Origin of the sequence: Pantoea rwandensis (assembly GCF_002095475.1) — a bacterium.
Taxonomy (GTDB): Bacteria; Pseudomonadota; Gammaproteobacteria; order Enterobacterales; family Enterobacteriaceae; genus Pantoea; species Pantoea rwandensis.
On record NZ_MLFR01000036.1, the window covers coordinates 21,393 to 44,371 of the forward strand.

The following is a 22,979-nucleotide window of genomic DNA, read 5'->3' on the forward strand; positions in this document are numbered from 1 at the left end:
AGCTAAATTTGAATAGGCTGATTGTTTCACACTCCTTACAGGCGGTAAACCACTGGATATCCGGGGTGATAGCAGAATAAAAACAGGATAACTCACAGAGATTAGCCAAGTTATAAACAGCGAAGGGTGTTTTAGGGCGATCTTATTCACCTTTTCTGTGGATAGCTTTGTGAAGAACACGGGAATGAGTTGAATAACCGCTTCAGAAAAATCTTATACACCAAAAGGAGAATAGCACTAAAACCACCATTTATCATAGCGATAGACTAAACCAACAGTGCAATTATGAAGAAGATCCAGTGTGATTAACTACGCCGTTTAATCTTCTGCTTAAATATTAACCACAGACTCTTTTATCCACAGAGAATGCCCTAAACCTGGACAAATAAAGGAAAAAAAGCGTTCAAATCGTTAAAGTCAAGGCTGTAAATGGAAACAGTGGTGGCAAAAGACGAGGTTATCCCACCTTTCTGTGGATAACTAGGTTTAAGATCCTGTTCATTGTCGATAACAAACTGGGATAACCTGGCCATAGCATCCACAGTCACTGGACAATCCCGTAAAAAAAGCATGCTGAATCATGCTATTATCAGGGTTATTCACGCCGCTGAGATGTGGAAAACCTTTGTCTGCCAGCGCTGTTCATCCTTTAACCAATATGAGTTTTCCCATGAATGCCCCTGCTTTACTGCCCACCCCGCCGCAAGATGAAGCCGAGCTGCTGCAACGAGCACAGCTGCTGGCCGGCCAGACGTTTGCCGCACTGGCTGCGCAGTTAGGGTTACCGGTGCCAGCTAATTTAAAACGTGATAAAGGCTGGGTCGGTATGTTGATTGAGCTGCACCTTGGTGCCAGTGCAGGCAGTAAGGCAGAACAGGATTTCGCACACCTTGGCATCGAACTCAAAACCATTCCTGTGAATGCCCAAGGTAAACCGTTGGAGACGACCTTCGTTTGTGTCGCCCCCCTCACTGGCACTAGCGGCGTGACTTGGGAAACCAGCCATGTGCGTCATAAACTGGCACGCGTATTGTGGATCCCCATTGAAGGTGATCGCGCACTGCCACTGGCGGAACGCCATGTTGGTTCACCGCTGTTATGGCACCCCAGTGAAGAAGAAGATCAGCAATTGCGTGAGGATTGGGAAGAGTTAATGGACATGATTGTGCTCGGGCAAGTGGAGCGCATCACCGCACGTCATGGAGCTTGGCTACAAATTCGTCCCAAAGCTGCCAACAGTAAAGCGCTCACCGAAGCCATTGGTGAGCATGGAGAACCTATAATGACGCTACCGCGCGGCTTTTATCTTAAGAAAAGTTTCACCGGCCCGCTGCTGGCACGCCATTTTTTACTATAGATGACTCGACTCGTTCAGTTCCCCTAAGCGGCCTATTTTTGGTGCAACCAAGCGGCAAGCTATTAAGTCCTCGGGAACTTACACAATTCATTAACTGAACTCGTTACACGACCGGTTCGGTTTGCGGCAAGCACGCCAATCCTCAGGAGCTTGCATAAGTCAGTGACTGGGGTGAACGTGAGCAGCCAACGCAGCTGCACCAACAGTAGGCCCCATTAGGGGACCCGAACCGGGACGTGTATAATCGTCGTTTAATTTTCGTTTAGGATTGAATGATTCATGTTTGACTGGATTGCTGATCCCAATGCCTGGCTGGCACTGGGAACATTGACCATTCTGGAAGTGGTTTTGGGTATCGACAACATTATCTTCCTGTCGCTGGTTGTCGCTAAGCTGCCAAAACATCAACAAAATAAAGCACGCCGCCTCGGTTTGATGGGTGCCATGCTGATGCGACTGGGCCTGCTGGCGTCCATCGCTTGGGTAGTACGCCTCACTAACCCATTGTTTACCCTAATGGATCACAGCTTCTCTGCACGCGATCTGATTCTGCTGTTTGGTGGTCTGTTCCTGTTGTGGAAATCCAGCATGGAGATTCATGAGACCATTGAAGGCGCCGAGGGTGAGCACAAAACCAACGTCCACTCCTTCTTTGGCGCTATCGTACAGATCATGTTGCTGGATATCATTTTCAGCCTCGATTCGGTGATTACCGCCGTGGGCTTGTCCGATCATCTTTTCATTATGATGGCGGCAGTGGTGATTGCGGTGCTGATGATGATGTTTGCCGCACGCTCGATTGGTGAGTTTGTTGAGCGTCATCCCTCAGTCAAAATGCTGGCATTGGCGTTCCTGATTTTGGTCGGCTTTACCCTGATTCTTGAGAGCTTTGGCATCCATGTACCAAAAGGTTACATTTATTTTGCCATGTTCTTCTCGATGGCTGTGGAGTGCTTAAACCTCATGCGCAGCAAGAAAAGCGCGGCTTGAGACTGTCAAGGGCGAACGTATCTCGCCCTTTAATTTTAGGAATGATGCGATTACGTCAGCCAGCAAAAGCATTTATTACTACACTTTTGCAGTTGAAGTAGGTTGATGGAGCTAAGAATGAAAGGGTTGGTAAGTGCAGTGGGTTTGATGTTGGTCGCGCTAACGTTGAGTGGTTGCAGCAGTGACTATGTGATGGCGACCAAAGATGGCCGTATGATCATGACTGATGGCAAACCGTCCATCGATAAAGAGACCGGTCTGGTGCAATACACCGATGAGAAAGGCCATGAGATGCAGATCAATGGTGATGAAGTTTCTACCATCATTGAGCGTTAAGTGCCAAATTCCATTGCCTGCACCCTTTTTTCCCCCGTGCAGGCGATTTCCCGAACTTTCCCCCCTTCCTTCCTCGCTGCTTCACAGGCTATAGTCCCAGAGGACACAACATTCCATTTCATAATGAAAAAAGGAAGCCGGCAATGCATTATCACCGCATCCCCCACAGTACGCTGGAAGTTAGCCAACTGGGGTTAGGAACCATGACGTTTGGTGAGCAAAACAGCGAAGCCGACGCCCATGCGCAACTCGATTACGCCATTAGCAGTGGCATCAACCTAATTGATACTGCTGAAATGTATCCGGTGCCACCGCGCCCGGAAACTCAGGGATTAACCGAACAGTACATTGGCAGCTGGCTGAAGAAGCGCGGCAGCCGTGACAAAATCATTCTGGCCAGCAAAGTGGCCGGGCCGGTGCGCGGCGCAGATGCGTCGATTCGCCCTCACCAGGCACTGGATCGTAAAAATATCCGCGAAGCGCTGGATGCCAGCCTAAAACGCCTGAACACCGATTACCTCGATCTCTATCAGCTGCACTGGCCTCAGCGTCAGACGAACTACTTTGGCAAATTGGGCTATCAGTATAGTGAAGCCACCGCCAACGTGACGCTGCTGGAGACGCTGGAAGCGCTGACCGAACAGGTGCGCGCCGGTAAGATCCGCTACATTGGCGTGTCGAACGAAACCGCATGGGGCGTGATGCGCTATCTGCAACTGGCTGAAAAGCACGAGTTGCCGCGTATTGTGACTATCCAGAATCCGTATAGCCTGCTGAACCGCAGCTTTGAAGTGGGCTTAGCCGAGATCAGCCAGCATGAAGGTGTGGAGCTGTTGGCTTACTCCAGCCTCGCCTTTGGTACGCTGAGCGGCAAATATCTCAATGGCGCGAAACCTGCGGGTGCGCGTAATACCCTTTTCAGCCGTTTCACCCGCTACAGCGGTGAGCAGTCGAATCATGCGATTGCCGCTTATGTGGATTTGGCGAAGAAGCACAATCTGGATCCGTCGCAGATGGCATTAGCCTATGTGCGCCAGCAGCCATTTGTGGCCAGCACCCTGCTGGGCGCAACCACCATGGAACAGCTGAAGATTAACGTGGAGAGTTTCAATTTGACGCTGAGCGCCGAGGTGTTAGAGGAACTGGAAGCGATTCATCGCCAATACACGTATCCAGCACCTTAAGGGGTGTTTCACCTTAACGGGTGCTTCACCGTAGCGGCGCGATTTATCGCGCTGACCTGAAGCGGCATCGCTGCTGACAGGCGCGCAATAAATTGCGCCGCTACGGCATTCTGCTTTAATTACTTGCGTGATTTCCACCACAGCACGGCAATCGCCACGGCGAAAATCCCACCGAAGCCAATACCGGTTGCCACCGCAGGCGCACCCAATCTCACGGCGAGGGTGTACAGCCCCAACATCACCAACATCGCGATGTTTTCACCGAAGTTCTGCACCGCAATGGCATTGCCCGCCCCCACCGAATCCTTGCCGCGCTCTTGCAATAATGCATTGAGCGGCACCACAAAGAAGCCGCCCAGTGCACCGATCAGCATCAGCACCAGATAAGCATTCAACAAACTGGTTTGCAGTGAGAACACCACCACCATCACACCAATCAATATCCCAGCTGGCATGCAACGGCGGACGGTCTCCAGTGTGACGAGTTTTGCCGCTGCTGCTGCACCCATCACGATGCCAATCGCGACCATGGCATTCAGCGTCGTGGGCGTTTTATTATCGGTGATACCGAGCGCCACCGGCACCCACAGCACCAACAGAAAACGCAGCGTCACGCCCGCGCCCCAGAACATGCTGGTACCCAGCAGCGAGAAGCGCGTCTCGCCATTGCGCCATAGCAGCAATCCCGAGTCAGCGAAACTGCGAAACATCGCGCCAAACTTCCAGCTCTGTCCAGGCCGTGCTGCGCGTAATTTTGGAATAAAGATGTTGGCTACCACCGCCAGCGCGTAAGTGAGTGCACACACAATCAGTCCGGCCAGCAGATTCCAGTCGGCGAGAATCCCCCCGGCAACCGAACCCAGCAGAATCGCGGCAATGGTCGATGACTCCATCAAACCGTTGGCTTTCACCAGTCGCTCACCGCTGGTGATCTCGGTAAGGATGCCGTACTTAGCCGGTGAGTAAGATGCTGCACCAATGCCCACTAGCGTGTAACCCAGGAACGGATTGAAGCCGAAGCAGATAACCAATGCACCGAACAATTTCAGGCTGTTAGCGAACATCATTACCCGACCTTTGGCAAAGCTGTCGGCCATCTGTCCGACAAAAGGCGCGAGCAGGATGTATGTAGCGACAAACATCATCTGCAGGATCGGCTGGCTCCAGTCGGGATAGAGCTGGTTTTTCAGCACGGCCAGGGTAGCAAACAGCAGCGCATTATCGCCAAAAGCGGAGAAAAACTGTGCCACGATCACCGCCATCATATTACGCGACAGCAACGGTGCATTAGAATTGACCGCCTGACTCATGCTTGTTCCTCTTCTGCCAGTTGTTTCAGGCTAACGTAATCGGGTTTACCGCTACCCAGCAGCGGTAGTTGTTTCATAAAGCGGATATCACGTGGCACCGCCAGTTCTGGCGCACCGATTTCGCGTGCCGCTTTTAACAGCAGATCGCGGGTCAGTTCGCTGTCGCCAGTAAACAATACCAAGGCTTCACCACGATGACCGTCAGGACGTAATGACGCGGCATGCTGCTTCTCGGCTGAGGCTTTCAGCGCGATCTGCTCGACGATCTCCAGTGACACCATCTCACCGGCGATTTTAGCGAAGCGTTTCGCACGCCCCTGAATTTGACAGAATCCGCCTTCGTCGAAGCTGACGATATCACCGGTATCGTACCAACCAGGCTCCATCTCACCTTCGCCGTTGTCCGCCACCGGTTTCTCCAGCACACCGGGATTCTCAACACGTAGATAGCCGTTCATCACGTTAGGCCCACGCAGTTGCAGACGCCCGCCCTGCTCAATGCCCGGTACGGAGATCAAACGTGAATCCATACCTGGCAGGATACGGCCCACAGTGTGGCTTTTCGCTGCCATCGGCACGTTGATCGCCACCACGGGTGCACATTCGGTGACGCCGTAGCCTTCGAGAATGCGAATACCGTACTTCTCCATGTAAATCTGGCGCGTGCCTTCCTGCAATTTCTCCGCACCCGCCACCACGTAGCGCAAGCGTGCAAAGTCATACGGGCTGGCAAAGCGGGCATAGTTACCCAGGAAGGTCGAGGTGCCAAACAGCACGGTGCAGTTACGGTCATACACCAGCTCCGGCACAATGCGGTAATGCAACGGGCTGGGATAAAGGAACACTTGAGCGCCCGTTAACAGCGGCGTAAACAGCCCGACCGTCAGGCCGAAGGCATGGAACAGCGGCAGTGCCGACATAAAGCGGTCGCGTGGGGTAAAATCTGCCACGGTGCGAATCTGCTCGACGTTAGCCAGCAGGCTTTTGTGTGAATGGACGACACCTTTGGGATTGCCTTCCGAGCCCGAGGTAAACAGCACCATCGCCGCATCTTCTGGCTGCTGCTGCACCTGCGCGCGGCGCGGCATTAACAGGTGTGCCAGAATCCAGAGTTTATCTTTGAGCGTGACGGTATCTTTGAGGTCTTCGAGGTAAATCCACTGCACCTCGGTTAAGCCCTGCGGTAGATGCCACAGATTGCCTTTCTCCAAAAACTGACGCGAGGTAAACACCGTTTTGACCTGGGAAGCGGTGAGTGCGGCGCGCATACCCTTGACGCCCGCGGTGTAGTTCAGCATCGCCGGGATGCGGCCCCGCAGCGAAGCACCGAGAATTGCCGCCGCCGTGACGGTGGCATTGGGCAGTAACAGGCCCACATATTCGCCCTGCTGGCTGTAGCGCTCCAGAATTCGGCCCACTCCCAGCGACTTCTTCAGCAACCCGGTGTAGCTGTCGGTTTTAAAATTGACGTCTTCAATGCAGGGTTTGGTGAGTCCATAGCGCTGACGCGCATTGAGAAATGCTTCGAACAGGGTTTCACGTGGACGTACTGCCATGCGCGCTTCCATCATCACGTGATGTAAGTGCTCACCCGCCAGTACGCGGCGATCGCGCGCACGCTTGGCTTCCGGCATTGGGATGACGGTAGCGGGCAAGATGCTTAAGGTGATGCGTGGGAACAGGCGACGTTTGAACACCCCCGCCAGACGCCCAAACGGCGTGTATTCCGCCCCCTCAATACGCATCGGCACGACGCTGGCACCCGATTTCGCCGCCACAAAACCGGCCCCACTGTAGATCTTCATCAGCGAGCCCGTCACCGTGATACGCCCTTCCGGGAAGATCACTACAGGACGCCCTTCGTTGATCATGCGCACCAGATGCTTGATTGACATCGGTTTAGTGGGATCGAGTGGGACAAAATCAATGATCGGCTTAAGGAGGCGCATAAACCATTGATCGCTGATCGACGAGTAAACGGCGAACACCGGTCTGATGGGCAGAAACAGTGCCACCAGCACGCCATCCAGGAATGACATGTGGTTAGGGGTGATCAGCACTTTCTCTTTATAAAGGGCAGTGAGATCGCCACGCAGTTCCACCCGCCATAACAGGCGAAACAGGAAACGCAGAACAGTGAATAGCATGCCAGCTCCTTAGCAGCGTTAAAATATGGCGCTTACCTTGCAGGATCTGGCGATTTTCGACAAGTGGCGAGCGGGAGAAAACCCCCACAAATATCCAGCCGCGTGATTTATCGCGCATGCCTGAACAACGGTGATGTTGATCGATGCGCGATAAACCGCGCCACCAGAGATAATGGTACGCTATTACCCCTGCCAGCCCCCGCCCAATGCGGCGATCAACTCAACGCTGCTCACCCACTGCGTACTCTGCAGTGACAGCAAACTCTGCTGCTCGCTCAGGCTGCTGTTTTCGGTGGTGGCGACATCAAGGTAATCAATCATGCCGGCGTCATACTGGTTACGCGTCACACGCGCTGATTCCTGCGCGGCGCTGGTCGCCAGCTGCTGCGAGGCAATCTCGCCCTGCAGGGTGTTCAACTGCACCAGATAATCTTCCACTTCCCCCATCGCCGTCAGCACTGACTGGCGATAATCCGCCACGCTCGCGTCATAGGCGGCGCGTGCCTGCTCCACTTTTGCCGAGGTGGCGCCGAAGTCCAGCAGCGTACCGCTCAGCTCCGGCCCCAGCGACCAGACACGATTGGGCAGTGAGAACAGGCTATTAATGGCCGATGAACTCACCCCGCCGCTGGCACTCAAGGTTAAATCTGGATAGTAACCGGCAATGGCCACGCCAACCGCCGCATTGGCCGATGCCACATTACGCTCAGCGTAGGCAATGTCCGGACGACGCTGCAGCAACGCAGAAGGCAGACTGTTGGGAATGGCGGGCAGTGTCGCATCCAGCTTCGCCACTGGCAGAGAAAAATCAGCCGGTGCACGGCCCAGCAGCAGCGCAATCGCGTGTTCCGACTGCGCACGCTGCCACTGGTAATCCTGCGCGGAAGCACGCGCGCTCTCCAGCTGCATCTGCGCCTGCGCCAAAGTGGCACGCGATTCGCTGCCCGCAGAGTACTTGTTCTGGATCACCGTCATATAACGCTGATAAGCATCAATACTGCGCTGATACAGGGCAATTTTCTCGTCAAGGATGCGCAGCTGGAAGTAATCCTGCGCCAGCTCTGATTGCGCGCTCAACGTGATATTGGCTAATTCCGCCTTGCTCGCCTGTGCGCTGGCCTTGTTCTCTTCCAGGGTACGACGCAGCTTGCCCCATAAGTCCAATTCCCAGCTGGCGCTGAGATCGGCAGCATGTGCGTTGCTGACGCTGCGCTGCCCCGTGGCGCTGGAACGGCTGCCGCTGCGGGTGCTGCTGGCGTCATAACTCACCGACGGGAACAGTGCCGCACGTGATTGTGAGGTCAACGCCTGAGCTTCACGGTACTGCGCCGCATAGCTCGCCACGTTCTGGTTAGAGATGCTCACCTGGCTCAGCAAACTACTCAGCGTGGCATCGTGATACACCGACCACCAGTCGCCTTTGCTCTGCTCATCCTGCGGCGTGGCCTGCTGCCAGCCTTTGGCTTCTTTAAAATGGGTCGGCATCGCCATGGTGGGACGCTGATAATCCGGGCCCACCGCACACCCCGCCAGCAAAAGTGCCACCACCATTGGGGTAAATTTCAGGACATTTTTCATCGATCAGGATTCCACATGACGCAACCGCTGCCACTGACGTTTGGTGGCACGGCTTAAACGATCAAGCCAGAGATAAACAACCGGCGTAGTAAATAAGGTCAACAGTTGGCTCAGCGCCAGACCACCCGCAATCGCGATGCCCAGCGGGCTTCGTAAGTCCGCATCGCCGCCGCTGCCTAATGCCAGCGGCAAGGCACCAAAAAAGGCCGCCAGCGTGGTCATCATGATCGGACGGAAACGCATTAAACAGGCTTGGGTGATCGCTTGTTGTGGCGACATACCTTGCGTGCGTTCAGCGTGAATAGCGAAGTCGATCATCATGATGGCGTTCTTCTTCACGATGCCGATCAGCAGAATGATGCCGATCAGGGCGATCACCGTGAGCTGAGTATTGGTCAGCAGCAATAACAGCAGCGCGCCTACCCCCGCCGACGGTAAGGTCGACAGGATGGTAATGGGATGGATATAGCTCTCATACAGCACGCCGAGCACGATATACACCGCAGCCAGTGCAGCAATAATCAACCACGGCATGGTTGCCGTCAGTGCCGAGAAGGCTGCCGCGGTACCGGCAAATCCAGCCTGAATGGTGGACGGTAAACCCAGTTTCGCCATCGCTTGCTTGATCAGCGCCTGCGCCTGCTCCAGTGATACGCCATCGTTGAGGTTAAACGCCACGGTGCTGGTGGCTGACTGGCCCTGATGCGCGACCGACAGCGGCGCATTCCCCCCTTTGAAGCTGGTGAAGGCTGACAGCGGCACGCGATCGCCACTGTCATTAATCACATACAGCTGTTGCAGGATGTCAGGGTCACGCGTGTAGCTACTCTGCAGTGACATCACCACGTGATACTGATTGAGCGTGTGGTAAAGCGTAGCGACCTGACGCTGGCTGAAAGCGTTATTCAGCATCGTATCCAGCATCTGTACATTCACGCCAAGCTGTTTAGCACGATCGCGATCGATATTGATCACCACTTCCTGCCCACCGGTTTGCGAATCGGAATCCACGCTGTTGAGTTCTGGGATCGCCGCCAGCGCGGCCTGTACTTTCGGTGTCCAGACACGCAGCAGATCGAGATCGTCTGCCTGTAAGCTGTACTGATAAGTGGCATTGGCACTGCGCCCGCCAATATGCAGATCCTGCGCCGCCATCAGGAACATCTGCGCCCCGGCAATGTGGCTGGTTTTTATGCTCAGGCGGTTAGCGACTTCGGTGGCCGTGGCATCACGATCGCTGAAATCTTTCAGACGCACAAAGAAGTTGGCGCTGTTACGTGAGCCAAACATGCCGCTGCCCATTGAGGACATCACGCTTTCCACTGCGGGATCAGACTGAATGATCTTGGTGAACTCCAACATCTTCGGCTTCATCGCCTGGAACGAGATGTTTTGATCGGCGCGCAGAGCGCCCATTAGCAACCCAGTATCCTGATTAGGGAAGAAGCCTTTCTGCACCACCGAGAACAGAAACAGATTCAACAACACCGTCAACACCAGACTAAACATCGTGATCTTCTGGTGCGCCATCACCCACGCCAGACCGCGCGAATAGGCCGCCAGCAATCCATTCAGCTGGTTTTCGATAAACTGGTAAACCGGGTGTGGGCGTTTACTGACTTTAGGTTTTGGCTTCAGCAGCCGTGCGCACAGCATGGGCGTCAGGCTGAGTGAAACAAACATCGAGATCAGCAGCGAGATGGTCAATGTCACCGCAAACTCGCGGAACAGACGCCCGACAATACTGCCCATCAACAGAATCGGAATAAACACCGCGATTAGCGACATGGTCATCGACAGTACGGTGAAACTGACTTCCTGCGCGCCTTTCAGCGCCGCGCGCAACGGGCTTAAGCCCTCTTCGATATGCCGCGTAATATTTTCCAGCACCACAATGGCATCATCGACGACAAAGCCTGTGGCGATAATCAGCGCCATCAGTGACAGGTTATCGAGGCTGTAGCCGAGCAGATACATCACCGCACAGGTGCCAATCAACGACACCGGCAGCGCCAGCGCCGGGATCACCACCGCCTGCACGTTGCGCAGAAACACAAACACCACCGCGATCACCAGTAACATGGCGATCAGCAGCGTTTCTTCTGTGTCGTACAGCGATTCGCGCACCGTGGGCGAACGGTCCACCACCACTTTCAGCTGGGTATCAGCAGGCAGGTCTTTTTCCAGCGCCGGAAGCTGCGCCTTGATGGCATCAATAGTGTCGAGCATATTGGCCCCGGCCTGGCGCTTAATGCCCACCATCACCGACGGCTGCGAGTTAAGGAAACCGGCCTGATACTGATCCTCTACCGAGTCATACACCGTCGCGACATCGTGCAGACGTACCGCTTTGCCATCCTTATAGGTCACGATCAAGTTCTGATACTGCGCGGCTTTATCCAGTTGGCCATTACTGTCCACTACCCATGACTGGGTGCTGCCTTCCAGGATACCTTTCGGTTTATTCGTGGTGCTATTGGCGATGGCTTCACGCACGGTATCGAGCGAGAGGCCGTACTGCGTCAGCTGAAGCGGTTGCAGATCGATGCGCACGGCGGGCAGCGCACTGCCCATCAGTGATACTTCACCGACACCTTTCACCTGCCCCATCGCCTGCTCGATTTTGCTTTCAGCCAGATCGTAGAGTTCGCCGGGCGTGCGGGTGGCTGAAGTGAGCGCCAGCATCACTATCGGCGCATCGGACGGGTTGGCTTTGCGATAGGTCGGCAGCGACTCAATGGCGCTCGGCAGCAGGCTGCGCGCGGCGTTGATCGCCGCCTGCACATCTCGTGCCGCACCGTTGATGTCGCGGTCGAGATCAAACTGCAAAATCACGCTGGTGGAACCCTGCGAACTGGTCGAGGTCATTTCGGTGACGCCCGCAATCTGCCCCAGTGAGCGCTCCAGCGGCGTGGCGACGGTCGCTGCCATGGTCTCTGGACTGGCACCGGCCAAGCTGGCGCTGACCATAATGGTCGGGAAATCCACCTGCGGCAGCGGGGCTACCGGCAATAACCGATAACCCAGCAAACCCAGCAGCATGATCGACAACGTTAACAACAACGTGGTGACCGGGCGGAAGATAAACAGCCTTGTTAAGTTCATTCCTCGCTCCGCGCCTGCTGCTGTTTACGCTGCATATAGCGCTTGCCGCGCTGTGCGATGCCATCAAACCACAGATAAATCACCGGCGTGGAGAACAGCGTCAGGACCTGGCTGACAATCAAACCCCCGACGATCACCAGACCGAGCGGTTGACGCAGCTCTGCACCCGAGCCTGAAGCCAGCATCAGCGGCAGCGCACCAAGCAGTGCTGCCATGGTGGTCATCAGAATCGGACGGAAGCGCAGCAGACAGGCCTGATGAATCGCATCACGCGCACTCATGCCCTGCTTGTTTTCAGCCTCAAGCGCGAAGTCGATCATCATAATCGCGTTCTTTTTCACGATACCGATCAGCAGGATCACCCCGATCAGCGCAATCAAACTGAACTCGGTGCCCGCCAGCAGCAGCGTCAACAGTGCGCCCACGGCCGCCGACGGCAGCGTTGAAAGAATAGTGACGGGGTGGATAAAGCTCTCGTAAAGAATGCCCAGCACCACATACATGGTGATCAGCGCCGCCAGAATCAGCCACAGCGTGTTGCCGGTCGCGCTCTGGAACGCCGAGGTTTCCCCCTGATAGCGCAGCGTGATGCTGGACGGCAGATTCAACTGTTGCGTCACTTCCGCAATCGCTTTCTGTCCATCTTCCAGTGAATAGCCGCTGTTGAGGTTAAACGACACCATCACCGCGGGGAATTGATTGAGGCGCATGTGCATCAGCGATCCCGTACGCTCGTGGATAGTAGCAATCGAGGTCAGTTTCACCATGCCGGTGGTGGTGGTCGTATCGCTGTCCGAATCCGTGCTTGAGCTGCTGGTGGTCGAGCTGGTGCTGGTGCTACTGGTAGACGAGGTTGAACTACTGCTGCTCACCGGCAAATAAACATCATCAAACGAGGCTGGAGACTGCTGATACTGCGGCGCCACCTCGAGCACGACGCGGTACTGGTTGGCTTGGGTAAATATCGTGGAGACCAAGCGCTGACCGAAACTGTTGTAGAGCGCGGTATCGACGTCAGAGGCGGTAATACCATAGCGTGCGGCTTTATCCCGATTCAGCTCCACATAGGCCACGCGTCCTTGATCTTGCAGGTTACTCACCACGCCATTGAATTCCGGACGCTTTTGCAACGCAGCCACCATCTTCGGCGTCCAGTTCACCAGATTTTCACTGTCAGCATCATCAAGAGTGAACTGATATTGGCTCGGCGTGACCTGATCGTTGACCGTCAAATCCTGCGCCGGTTGCAAGTAGAGCTGAATGCCCGCCACCTGCGCCGCCGCTTGCTGTAACTGCTTGATCACCACATCGGCTTTGTCATCGCGCTCATCAAACGACTTGAGGTTGATCTGGATGCGGCCGCTGTTGAGGCTGGTGTTACTGCCATCGATGCCAATGGTGGATGACAGGCTGTCCACCGACGGGTTCTGCAAAATCACTTTCGCCAGCGCCTGCTGACGCTTCGACATCTCGCTAAACGACACATCCTGCGAGGCCACGGTGACGCCCTGGATCAGGCCAGTGTCCTGAGTGGGGAAGAAACCTTTGGGGATGGCAATATACAGCAGCGCCGTCAGCGCGAAGGTCGCCAGCGCCACGAGCAGCGTCAACTTCTGATGGTTCAATACCACGGTCAGAAGACGGTCATAGCCGCGCACCAGTTTATCGAATATCTCGCCGCCTTTGCGTGAAAAGCGCGACTGCTTCTCTTCCGGGATATGCTGCAACAGATAGGCGCACAGCATCGGCGTGAGCGTCAGTGACACCACCATCGACACTAAAATCGACACCGCCAGCGTGATGGCAAATTCGCGGAACAAGCGCCCCACCACATCGCCCATAAACAGCAGCGGGATCAGCACCGCAATCAGCGAGAAGGTCAGAGAGATGATGGTGAAGCCAATCTGCTGCGAACCTTTCAACGCGGCCTGCATCGGGGTTTCACCCTCTTCCAGCCGTCGTGAAATGTTTTCCACCACCACAATCGCATCATCAATCACGAAGCCCGTGGCAATGGTTAAGGCCATCAGCGACAGGTTATTCAGGCTGAAATCAGCGAGGTACATCACGCCGAAAGTACCAATTAACGACAGTGGCACTGCCACGCTCGGAATCAGTGTGGCCGCCACATTACGCAGGAACAGGAAGGTGACCATCACCACCAGCGCCACCGACAGCATCAGTTCGAACTGCACATCGCTGATTGAGGCACGAATGGTTTGAGTTCGGTCCGACAAAATCGTCATCTTCACGCCATCGGGCAGCGCGGCCTGCAAGGTCGGCAACTGCGCTTTGATGCTATCCACTACCTGAATCACGTTAGCACCCGGCTGGCGCTGCACGCTGATCACAATCGCCGGGCTGTTGTTAGCCCAGGCTGACTGGAAACTGTTTTCCGGTCCCTGTTCAATGTGTGCGATGTCTTTCAGGCGCAGTGCGGCACCGTTCTGATAGGTGATGATTAGGTTGCCGTACTCATCGGCGGTGCGCAGCTGATCGTTGGCGTCGATCGTAACGGAGTGGTATTTGCCATCGAAGCCACCTTTAGAGCCATTGACGTTGCTGTTACTGATCAACGTATTGACGTCTTCCAATGACAGGTTATGCGCCGCCAGCGCTTTCGGGTCCATCTGCACCCGAATGGCAGGCTGGTGACCACCCGCCAGTGTCACCATGCCTACGCCGTTGATCTGTGAGAGCTTCAACGCCACGCGGGTATTCACCAGATCCTGCACCTGCGTAAGCGGCAGGTTATCGGAACTGGCCGCCAGGGTGATCACCGCCGTGTCTGCCGGATTGACCTTTTTATAGGTCGGCGGATTGGGTAGATCGGTCGGCAACAGGTTATTAGCGGCATTGATCGCCGCCTGCACTTCCTGCTCGGCAACATCCAGCGACAGATCGAGGCTGAACTTCAGGGTAATGATCGAAGAACCGCCGGAGCTGGTGGACGTCATCTGGCTTAAACCGGCCATCTGCCCCAGCTGACGTTCCAGCGGTGAGGTCACTGACGAGGCCATCACATCCGGACTGGCGCCTGGATACAAGGTGGTGACCTGAATAGTCGGGTAATCCACCTGCGGCAGCGCCGAGGTGGAGAGGAATTTATAAGCAAAGATCCCGGCAATCAGCACGCCAACCATCAGCAAGATGGTGGCAACGGGACGCTGGATAAAGAGGCGAGACGGATTCATTTTTGCGTCGCTGTAGCGGTTTTACTGTCATCAGCCAGCGACACTTTACTGCCGTTGGTCAGGCGATCGATACCTTCGGTGACCAGACGATCGCCCGGCTCAACGCCTTTGAGGATCGCCTGCTGATCTTCACCAAACGCTGGACCCGTGGTGACGGCTTTACGCGTGACGGTATTGTCTTTGCTAATCACAAACACAAAGCTGCCGTCGCTACTCAGCTGCAACGCCTGCGCAGGAATGACCGTGGCACCTTTCAGGATATTGGTTTGCAGGCGCAGGTTAACAAACTGGTTAGCAAAGAGTGACTCATCTTCATTTGGGAAGGTAGCTTTCAGCTCAATGGTTCCCGTGCTGGTATCAATCTGGTTGCTGATGAACTGGACGGCACCTTGGGCCAGCTGGATGCTGTTGTCCTGATCAAAGGCGACAGCCGGTAAACTCTGTCCATTGTGCAAGGCTTTGGTCAACTGTGAGATGTTGCTCTGCGGCACGCTGAAAGTCACCGCCGCAGGCTGCATCTGCGTCACCACCACAATCCCGGTGGTGTCGGTGGTTTGTACCATGTTACCGGGATCGACCAGACGCAACCCTACGCGGCCACTGACCGGCGAAGTGATGCGCGCATACTCAATATCCAACTTGGCGCTGGCAATCTGCGCCTGATCGGCCGCCACGGCGCCTTTGTACTGGCCGACGGTGGCAGTCTGGGTGTCGAGATCCTGACGTGACAACGAATCCTGCGCCGCCAGCTTTTTATAGCGTGCCAGTGTTAGTTCAGCGCTTTTGAGCAGCGCCTGGTTCTGATTGAGATCGCCCTGATACTGCGCCAGTGTCGCCTGGTAGCTACGCGGATCAATCTGTGCCAGCAGTTGACCGGCCTGCACTTTTTGCCCTTCGCTAAAGAACACTTTTTCCAATTGACCTGCAACACGGCTGGTAACGGTGACGCTAGCATTGGGGATCACCGTACCCAGCGCATTGAGATATACCGGTACATCGGCTGTTGTCGCCACACCGCTGTGCACCAGCGTGGCCCCCCCGCCCATCATTGCCATACCCGGAGGCCCCCCCGCTCCACCACGGTGACCACCACGAGCCCCTTTGCCTCCCCCTGGCGGCATGCCACCTGGCGCACCGCCATGTCCTCCCACCACGCGCCAAATCACGCCAGCCACGACCAATACAACAAGTAAAATGAGTAGCCATTTAAGCCAGTGGAAACGCGATCTGCGAGGAGAATTAATTGTCATCGGACTCTTCAGATAAACAGGAAAAAGGAAAATCCCCTGCAATGACAGGGGATTATTTCAAAGGAAATCATCACTGCTTGTATTATCAGCTGAAGTGCCATGGAATTTCCATGGAGAAACCGTAAGGGTAACGTTAAGGCTTTCAGGCCTTCCAACCGCCTCCCAACGCTTTATACAAGGTGATTTTCTGGCTCAGCTGGCCCAGATGCGCACTGATCAGCGACTGCTGCGAACTGTAAAGCGATCGCTGGGCCACTAATACATTGAGATAATTGTCTACGCCTTGCTTAAAGCGCATTTCGGAATAGTCGTAATCGCGCTGATTCGCGCCGACCTCCTGTTGCAACGCTGTCAGCTGATCCCGCCAGGTATCCTGACCGGCCAGCGCATCATTCACCTCTTTGAATGCGGTTTGAATCGCCTTCTCATAGTCAGCAATTTCAATGCGTTTCTCGATGTGCGCTATGTTGAGGTTAGCCTCGTTTTTGCCGCCGTCAAAGATGGGTAGATTTATCGATGGCACGAACGACCAGGCACCCGTGCCGCCGCCCAGCAAACTGCCGAGCGAGCTACTGGTGGAACCACCGGAGGCCGTCAGCGTGATGCTCGGGAAGAAGGCGGCACGCGCCGCGCCGATATTGGCATTCGCTGCTTTGAGGCTGTGTTCCGCCGCCATGATATCCGGACGGCGCGTTAACAGGTCCGACGGCAAGCCCGCAGGCGTGGCCGGGAATTGCCAGTTGGCATCGAGCGTAGCGTGAGACAGCAAGGTGGCGGGGAGATCGGTGCCCACCAGCAAGCGCAGTGCATCCACGTCCTGACGTACCTGACGTGTATAGCTCGCTACATCCGCCTGAGCAGCCCGCACGGTGCTCTCTGCCTGGGCCAGATCCTGATCGCTACTGGCGCCGCCGTTATAACTGAGTTGCGTCAGACGATAGGACTCCTGCTGACTTTTCGCCGTGTTTTGCGCCAGGTGCAGCAGATCGTTATCAGAACTCAAGGTCAGCCAGGCCGTCGCCACTTCCGAAATCAGCGAGATGCGGGTGGCGCGTTCAGTGGCCGCCGTAGACAGGTAGGTCTCCTGCGCCTCATCACGCAGGCTCTGCAGACGGCCAAAGAAATCCAGCTCCCACGAGGTGACGCCCAGTCCGGCGTTCAACTCGTGATAGGTCACCGCCCCGGTGGTTTTGGTGTTATAGAGGTTAGCCGGTTCATGCGCCGAAGTCTGGCTCGCCGTGGCGTTGATCGACGGCATTAACGCGGCGCGCTGCACCGTCACACTCTGTTGGGCTTCTTCGACATTCAATGCCGCGACGCGCAGGTCGCGGTTGTTATCAAGCGACAGCTGAATCAGATTGCGCATCGTGGCGTCGCTGAAGAAGTTCTGCCACGGCAAATCTGCCACGTTGCCCACTGGCGTAGGCTGATCGTATTTCGCATCCACTGGCATTGATGGGCGACTGTAATGCGGTGCCAGCGTACAGCCCGCCAGCACCATGGCCAGCGGCAGCAGCGCCATACGGAAAGTTTTAGTGTTCATGTTTATTCTCTGCGGTAATCAGCAAGGGGCGCACAAATGCGTCATCCACTCTCTGCGGCCATCAGCAAGGAGCGCATAAATGCGTCATCCACTCTCTGCGGCCATCAGCAAGGGGCGCATAAATGCGCCCCCTACACATGTAGGGTCGCCATTTATGGCGACCAATCAGCGGCTTACGGTTTCTCTTCGGCGACGATCGCGTTTTTTTTCTTACGGGCGAAGAACTGCGACACCACCACGTAGAACATCGGCACAAAGAAGATGGCGAGGAAGGTGGCGGTGATCATACCGCCCGCCACCGCCGTACCAATCGAGTGCTGGCTACCGGCACCTGCGCCGTTAGAGATGGTGAGCGGCAACACGCCGAGGATAAACGCCATCGAGGTCATGATAATTGGACGGATGCGCAGTCTGGCTGCTTCCACCGCCGCCTCAACCAGCGTTTTGCCTTCACGTTCATGCAACTCTTTAGCAAACTCCACAATCAGAATGGCGTTTTTCGCCGCCAGTCCGACCGTGGTGAGTAGGCCCACCTGGAAGAACACATCGTTTTGCAACCCTCGCAGCAGAACGGCACTGATAGTCCCGAGAATACCGAGCGGCACCACCATGATCACCGAGAACGGTATCGACCAGCTCTCATACAGCGCTGCCAAACACAGGAACACCACCAGAATCGAGATGATATATAGCTGCGTGGTCTGGTTGCCTGACGCCTGCTCCTCATAAGAGATGCCGTACCATTGCACACGGAAGCCCTTTGGCAACTGCTTCGCTAACTGTTCCACCGCTTTCATCGCTTCACCAGTACTCTGTCCGGCCGCTGGCGATCCAAGGATCTCTTCGGAGGTCAGGCCGTTAAAGCGTTCGAAGTGTGGCGAGCCATAAACCCACTTGCCGCTGGCGAAGGCGGAAAATGGCACCATGGTGCCGCTGGTATTGCGGAAGTACCACTTATTGAGATCGGACGGCGTGACGCGCGAATCGGCTTTCCCCATCAGGTACACCTCTTTCACACGGCCGTTATACATAAACTGATCGATATAGCTGGAACCCCACGCTACCGACAGCGTGTTGTTGATATCGGTCATGCTCAGACCCAGTGCGCTGGCCTTCTCGTCATTAATTTCCAGCTGATACTGCGGCTCATCTTCCAGCCCGTTCATACGTACTTGCGCCAGATGCGGATCTTTATTGGCCAGATCGATTAACTGGTGCGTGGCAGCCATCATCTGCTGGTGGGTATGCGCGCCGGTATCCTGCAGATAGAGATCGAAACCGGTGGCGTTACCCAACTCCATGACCGCAGGCGGTACCATGGCAAAGATTTTGGCGTTTTTGTAATTGGCAAAGTGCGCCATCACGCGATTTGCCAGATCCTGCACACTCTGTCCGCTGTGGGTACGATCGCCCCAATCCTTCAGACGCACAAACGCCATGGCGTTACTCTGGCCACGACCGGCAAAGTTAAAGCCCGCGACACCGAAGGTGGTGGTGACCACCGAGGCTTCGTTCTTCTGCAGATACGCATTAAGGTCGTTGATCACCTGCTGGGTACGCTGTGAAGAAGAGTTAACCGGCAGCGTCATCTGCACCATCATCAAACCCTGATCTTCTGCGGGCAGGAAGGTGGTCGGTACACGCGTGAACAAAAAGCCCGTCACGCCGACGATCACCAGGTAGATCACCAGGAACAGGCCGCGACGGGAAATGACTTTGCTGACGCCGCGCGTGTAATGCATCGCGCCGCTATCAAACTTACGGTTAAACCAACCGGCAAAACCGGTGGTCTTATGCTCCGCCGCTGCAGGTTTGAGTAAGGTAGCGCACAGCGCAGGAGTGAAAATCAGCGCCATGATCACCGACAACGCCATCGCCGAAACGATGGTGATAGAGAACTGGCGGTAGATAACCCCGGTCGAGCCGGAGAAGAACGCCATGGGCAGCAGTACCGCCGACAGCACCAGCGCGATACCAAACAGTGCGCCCTGTATCTGCTGCATCGACTTGATGGTGGCGGTTTTCGGATCGAGGTGCTCTTCATGCATCACACGCTCGACGTTCTCCACCACCACGATGGCATCATCCACCAATAGCCCTATTGCCAGCACCATGCCGAACATCGTCAGGGTGTTGATGCTGTAACCGAAGGCTGACAGGATGCCAAAAGTGCCGAGCAGCACCACGGGGACCACGAGGGTCGTAATCAGGGTGGCGCGCAGGTTTTGCAGGAAGAGCAGCATCACGAAGAACACCAGCACCACCGCTTCGATCAGCGTTTTCACCACTTCTTCAATCGAGGCGCTGACCACCGGGGAGGTGTCATACGGATACTGAATTTCAACATTATCCGGCAGTGAGTCTTTGAGATCGGCAATGGTCTGTCGCACCGCTTTGGCGGTATCCAGCTCATTAGCGCCGGTGGCCAGACGCAATGCTATACCTGCCGCCGGTTGACCATTCATGGTCGCGTCAATGCCATAGGCTTGCGGACCGAGCGCCACGCTGGCAACGTCTTTCAAGCGAATCTGTGAGCCGTCACTGTTCACCTTGAGCAGCACATTCTCAAACTGCTGTACGGTGGTGAAGCGTGTTTTACCCAGTACCGTGGCCTGAGTTTTCGCGCCCTGAATGGTCGGTAACCCACCGAGTGAACCGGATGACACCTGCACGTTCTGGTTATCAATGGCGGTGGAGACATCACTCGGCATCAGGTTGTACTTGTACAACTTGGCGGGATCGAGCCAGATGCGCATGGCATATTCCGAGCCCAGCACCATAAAGTCACCGACGCCTGGCGTACGGGAGATCGGGTCTTCCAGTTTCGACACTAGCATGTCGGCGAGGTCGCCGTTGGTGAGCTTGCCATCTTTGGAGATCAGCCCGATGACCATCATGAAGTTCTTCTGGTACTTACGGATGCGGATACCCTGTTGGGTCACGTCGGTGGGCAACTGTGACTCCGCCAGCGATACACGGTCTTGCACCTGTACCTGAGCGATATCGGGATTAATGCCTTGGTTAAAGGTGGCGATGATCTGCGCACTGCCGTCCGAAGCACTGCTTGACTCCAGATAGCGCAAGCCATCCAGGCCGTTCAGCTGCTGCTCAATCACCTGCACCACGGTGTTCTGCGTGGTTTCGGCGCTGGCTCCCGGATAGGTCACCGAGATCGACACCGCCGGTGGTGAGATATTGGGATACTGATTGACCGGCAAGCTGATGGCCGCAATCCCGCCCACCAGCATCACGATAATCGCGATAACCCAGGCAAATATCGGGCGTTCAATAAAAAACTTAGACATACCGCCCCCTTATTGTGCCGCTGCGTCAGTCATCGACAGACTGACCGCGCTCGCGGATGGGGTGTCATTGGTGTTTGCCGCAGTGGTGGTGACTTTAACGCCAGCACGTACGCTTTGCAGATTATTCACCACTACGTTTTCACCTTCACTCAACCCGGATGTCACCAGCCATTCGCCTTTGATCATTTCACCGGTGTGAATACTGCGCTGCTCAATGGTGTTGTCGCCTTTCACCACATACACATACGGCTGGCCTTTCGAGTCATGCATGATCGACTCCTGCGGCACCAGAATCCCCTGCTGCTGAATGCCCTGCGGGAAACTGGCGTGTACGTACATGCCTGGTAGCAGTTCGTCATGTGGATTTGGGAACACCGCACGCAGTACCACGGTGCCCGTGGCGGTATCCACGTTCACTTCCGAGAACGCCAGTTTTCCCTGCTGGCCATACTGGCTGTTGTCTTCCAGAGAGAGGCCAACCGCAGCGGTATTGTCATCCACTTTGGCAATCTTGCCGTCGGCCAACGCACGGCGCAGACGCAGCAGATCGGTGGAGGATTCACTGACATCGACATAGATCGGATCAAGTTGGGTAATGGTCGCGAGATAGTCGGTCTGTCCGTTGGTCACCAGCGCACCAGCGGTATACAGCGAGCGGCTGATATGGCCCGAGATTGGCGCTTTCACCAGCGTGTAATCCAAATTCACCTTGGCAGTTTCCACATCGGCCTGCGCTTCACGTTCTGCGGCCACCGCATCGTCATAGGTTTGCTGGCTGATGGCATGGGCAGAAGCCAGCGGCTGATAGCGTTTTGCCACCATGGCATCGTTTTGCCAGGTCGCCATGGCTTTGTCATAAGCGGCTTTATAGGTCGCCGGATCAATCTGATACAGCGGCTGGCCCGCTTTCACTTCACCGCCTTCGGTAAACAGGATTTTCTCGATGACGCCGCTGACCTGCGGGCGCACCTGCGCGGTACGAACCGCAGTGGTGCGCCCGGGCAGTTGAGTCACCAGCGTAACGGGCTCAGATTTTAGGGCAATGACACCCACCTGGGGTGTGGCGGATGCAGCGGGCTTTGCTCCACCCTGGTCACAGGCTGCCAGTAAAAATACCACGCTGGCAGAAAGAAGTTTCAGGCGCATAATTTTTCTCTGGATAGAAGGAGGAATAATTCTGATGTGATGGCATGCAAAAAATCATTGTAGGGAGGGAGCAAGACGGCGGTTGTTAAGGTTGCGTAAAATATATTTTCCAAAGGAAAATGGTAAACCTTTCGTGCCATAAATGGCTGTGAAATTTAGCTTTTCGCGGGTTTTTATCGATGGTGCGCATAAATGCGCACCCTACGTCGTCTGTAGGGTCGCCATTTATGGCGACCGCCGGATTACCGCACAGGATTCATGACGAAATTTTTAGCGATACCGTTAACCTTTAGGCTCAATCCCTCTTCGGCGCAGTTCACGGCGCGCCAGATCTTTCAACCAGCACGATAGCGTGATGTTTTCATCCTCGGTGACTTCACGCAGCTGATCGTGCAGCTCCGGATGAATACGCAACTGGAACGCCGAGGAGCGGCCCTCGCCTTTAGGCGTTCGGTCTTTGGTTTTTGGCATCGGGACAAACCTCAACGAATGACAATAAAAAACGCCCCAAAGCCGTGCTACCAACACAGCCAG

General features: G+C 55.4%; 14 protein-coding genes. 4 read left to right on the top strand and 10 right to left on the bottom strand.

Features of this window, described 5'->3' with window-relative positions:
- Nucleotides 1-670: 670 nt before the first annotated feature.
- The 4 genes from mutH (at nt 671) to HA51_RS23635 (ending at nt 3,867) form a co-directional block, all read left to right on the top strand.
- Nucleotides 671-1,357: a DNA mismatch repair endonuclease MutH gene (mutH, locus tag HA51_RS23620; RefSeq protein ID WP_084937538.1), complete on the top strand. Its 687-nt coding sequence runs from the start codon at nt 671-673 to the stop codon at nt 1,355-1,357.
- A gap of 279 nt (nt 1,358-1,636) precedes the next feature.
- Entirely contained in the window at nt 1,637-2,347 is a 711-nt protein-coding gene (locus HA51_RS23625) for a TerC family protein (protein WP_084937541.1), read from the top strand.
- A 117-nt stretch (nt 2,348-2,464) separates the two neighbouring features.
- Nucleotides 2,465-2,683, top strand: a complete 219-nt coding sequence (locus HA51_RS23630) for a YgdI/YgdR family lipoprotein (RefSeq protein WP_084937544.1) — start codon at nt 2,465-2,467, stop codon at nt 2,681-2,683.
- A 143-nt stretch (nt 2,684-2,826) separates the two neighbouring features.
- A complete protein-coding gene (locus tag HA51_RS23635) occupies nt 2,827-3,867 on the top strand; it encodes an NADP(H)-dependent aldo-keto reductase (RefSeq protein WP_084937547.1) in 1,041 nt (346 codons plus the stop codon).
- A gap of 119 nt (nt 3,868-3,986) precedes the next feature.
- Here HA51_RS23635 and lplT read toward each other — a convergent pair whose 3' ends face one another.
- The 10 genes from lplT to HA51_RS23685 form a co-directional block, all read right to left on the bottom strand.
- Nucleotides 3,987-5,177, bottom strand: coding sequence for a lysophospholipid transporter LplT (lplT, locus tag HA51_RS23640; protein ID WP_084937550.1), 1,191 nt, complete (start codon nt 5,175-5,177; stop codon nt 3,987-3,989).
- Nucleotides 5,174-7,324 carry a bifunctional acyl-ACP--phospholipid O-acyltransferase/long-chain-fatty-acid--ACP ligase gene (gene aas / locus HA51_RS23645; RefSeq protein WP_084937552.1) on the bottom strand — a complete coding sequence of 717 codons (2,151 nt, stop codon included), beginning with the start codon at nt 7,322-7,324 and terminating at the stop codon, nt 5,174-5,176. The genes lplT and aas overlap by 4 nt, the downstream gene beginning before the upstream one ends.
- Before the next feature lie 183 nt (nt 7,325-7,507).
- Nucleotides 7,508-8,902, bottom strand: coding sequence for an efflux transporter outer membrane subunit (locus HA51_RS23650; protein ID WP_084937555.1), 1,395 nt, complete (start codon nt 8,900-8,902; stop codon nt 7,508-7,510).
- Between the two features lie 3 nt (nt 8,903-8,905).
- A complete protein-coding gene (locus tag HA51_RS23655) occupies nt 8,906-12,007 on the bottom strand; it encodes an efflux RND transporter permease subunit (protein WP_084937557.1) in 3,102 nt (1,033 codons plus the stop codon).
- Nucleotides 12,004-15,201, bottom strand: coding sequence for an efflux RND transporter permease subunit (locus HA51_RS23660; protein ID WP_084937559.1), 3,198 nt, complete (start codon nt 15,199-15,201; stop codon nt 12,004-12,006). Before HA51_RS23660 ends, HA51_RS23655 begins: the two co-directional genes overlap by 4 nt.
- The gene (locus HA51_RS23665) at nt 15,198-16,451 is read right to left on the bottom strand and encodes an MdtA/MuxA family multidrug efflux RND transporter periplasmic adaptor subunit (protein ID WP_084937561.1); all 1,254 of its coding nucleotides are present in this window, start codon (nt 16,449-16,451) and stop codon (nt 15,198-15,200) included. The genes HA51_RS23660 and HA51_RS23665 overlap by 4 nt, the downstream gene beginning before the upstream one ends.
- A 142-nt stretch (nt 16,452-16,593) precedes the next feature.
- On the bottom strand, nt 16,594-17,994 hold the full coding sequence (locus HA51_RS23670) for an efflux transporter outer membrane subunit (protein WP_084937564.1): 1,401 nt from the start codon (nt 17,992-17,994) through the stop codon (nt 16,594-16,596).
- Between the two features lie 173 nt (nt 17,995-18,167).
- The gene (locus tag HA51_RS23675) at nt 18,168-21,299 is read right to left on the bottom strand and encodes an efflux RND transporter permease subunit (RefSeq protein ID WP_084937567.1); all 3,132 of its coding nucleotides are present in this window, start codon (nt 21,297-21,299) and stop codon (nt 18,168-18,170) included.
- Between the two features lie 9 nt (nt 21,300-21,308).
- A complete protein-coding gene (locus HA51_RS23680) occupies nt 21,309-22,445 on the bottom strand; it encodes an efflux RND transporter periplasmic adaptor subunit (RefSeq protein WP_084937570.1) in 1,137 nt (378 codons plus the stop codon).
- Nucleotides 22,446-22,727: 282 nt separating this feature from the next.
- The gene (locus tag HA51_RS23685; protein ID WP_038645063.1) at nt 22,728-22,916 is read right to left on the bottom strand and encodes a hypothetical protein; all 189 of its coding nucleotides are present in this window, start codon (nt 22,914-22,916) and stop codon (nt 22,728-22,730) included.
- Between the last annotated feature and the right edge of the window lie 63 nt (nt 22,917-22,979).

Excerpts from the sequence above, each read along its gene's own strand:
- HA51_RS23685 (WP_038645063.1), bottom strand. The coding sequence starts at position 22,916 with ATGCCAAAAACCAAAGACCGAACGCCTAAAGGCGAGGGCCGCTCCTCG.
- HA51_RS23670 (WP_084937564.1), bottom strand. The coding sequence starts at position 17,994 with ATGAACACTAAAACTTTCCGTATGGCGCTGCTGCCGCTGGCCATGGTG.
- HA51_RS23660 (WP_084937559.1), bottom strand. The coding sequence starts at position 15,201 with ATGAATCCGTCTCGCCTCTTTATCCAGCGTCCCGTTGCCACCATCTTG.
- HA51_RS23680 (WP_084937570.1), bottom strand. The coding sequence starts at position 22,445 with ATGCGCCTGAAACTTCTTTCTGCCAGCGTGGTATTTTTACTGGCAGCC.
- HA51_RS23650 (WP_084937555.1), bottom strand. The coding sequence starts at position 8,902 with ATGAAAAATGTCCTGAAATTTACCCCAATGGTGGTGGCACTTTTGCTG.
- HA51_RS23655 (WP_084937557.1), bottom strand. The coding sequence starts at position 12,007 with ATGAACTTAACAAGGCTGTTTATCTTCCGCCCGGTCACCACGTTGTTG.
- aas (WP_084937552.1), bottom strand. The coding sequence starts at position 7,324 with ATGCTATTCACTGTTCTGCGTTTCCTGTTTCGCCTGTTATGGCGGGTG.
- mutH (WP_084937538.1), top strand. The coding sequence starts at position 671 with ATGAATGCCCCTGCTTTACTGCCCACCCCGCCGCAAGATGAAGCCGAG.
- HA51_RS23675 (WP_084937567.1), bottom strand. The coding sequence starts at position 21,299 with ATGTCTAAGTTTTTTATTGAACGCCCGATATTTGCCTGGGTTATCGCG.
- HA51_RS23635 (WP_084937547.1), top strand. The coding sequence starts at position 2,827 with ATGCATTATCACCGCATCCCCCACAGTACGCTGGAAGTTAGCCAACTG.
- HA51_RS23625 (WP_084937541.1), top strand. The coding sequence starts at position 1,637 with ATGTTTGACTGGATTGCTGATCCCAATGCCTGGCTGGCACTGGGAACA.
- lplT (WP_084937550.1), bottom strand. The coding sequence starts at position 5,177 with ATGAGTCAGGCGGTCAATTCTAATGCACCGTTGCTGTCGCGTAATATG.
- HA51_RS23630 (WP_084937544.1), top strand. The coding sequence starts at position 2,465 with ATGAAAGGGTTGGTAAGTGCAGTGGGTTTGATGTTGGTCGCGCTAACG.
- HA51_RS23665 (WP_084937561.1), bottom strand. The coding sequence starts at position 16,451 with ATGACAATTAATTCTCCTCGCAGATCGCGTTTCCACTGGCTTAAATGG.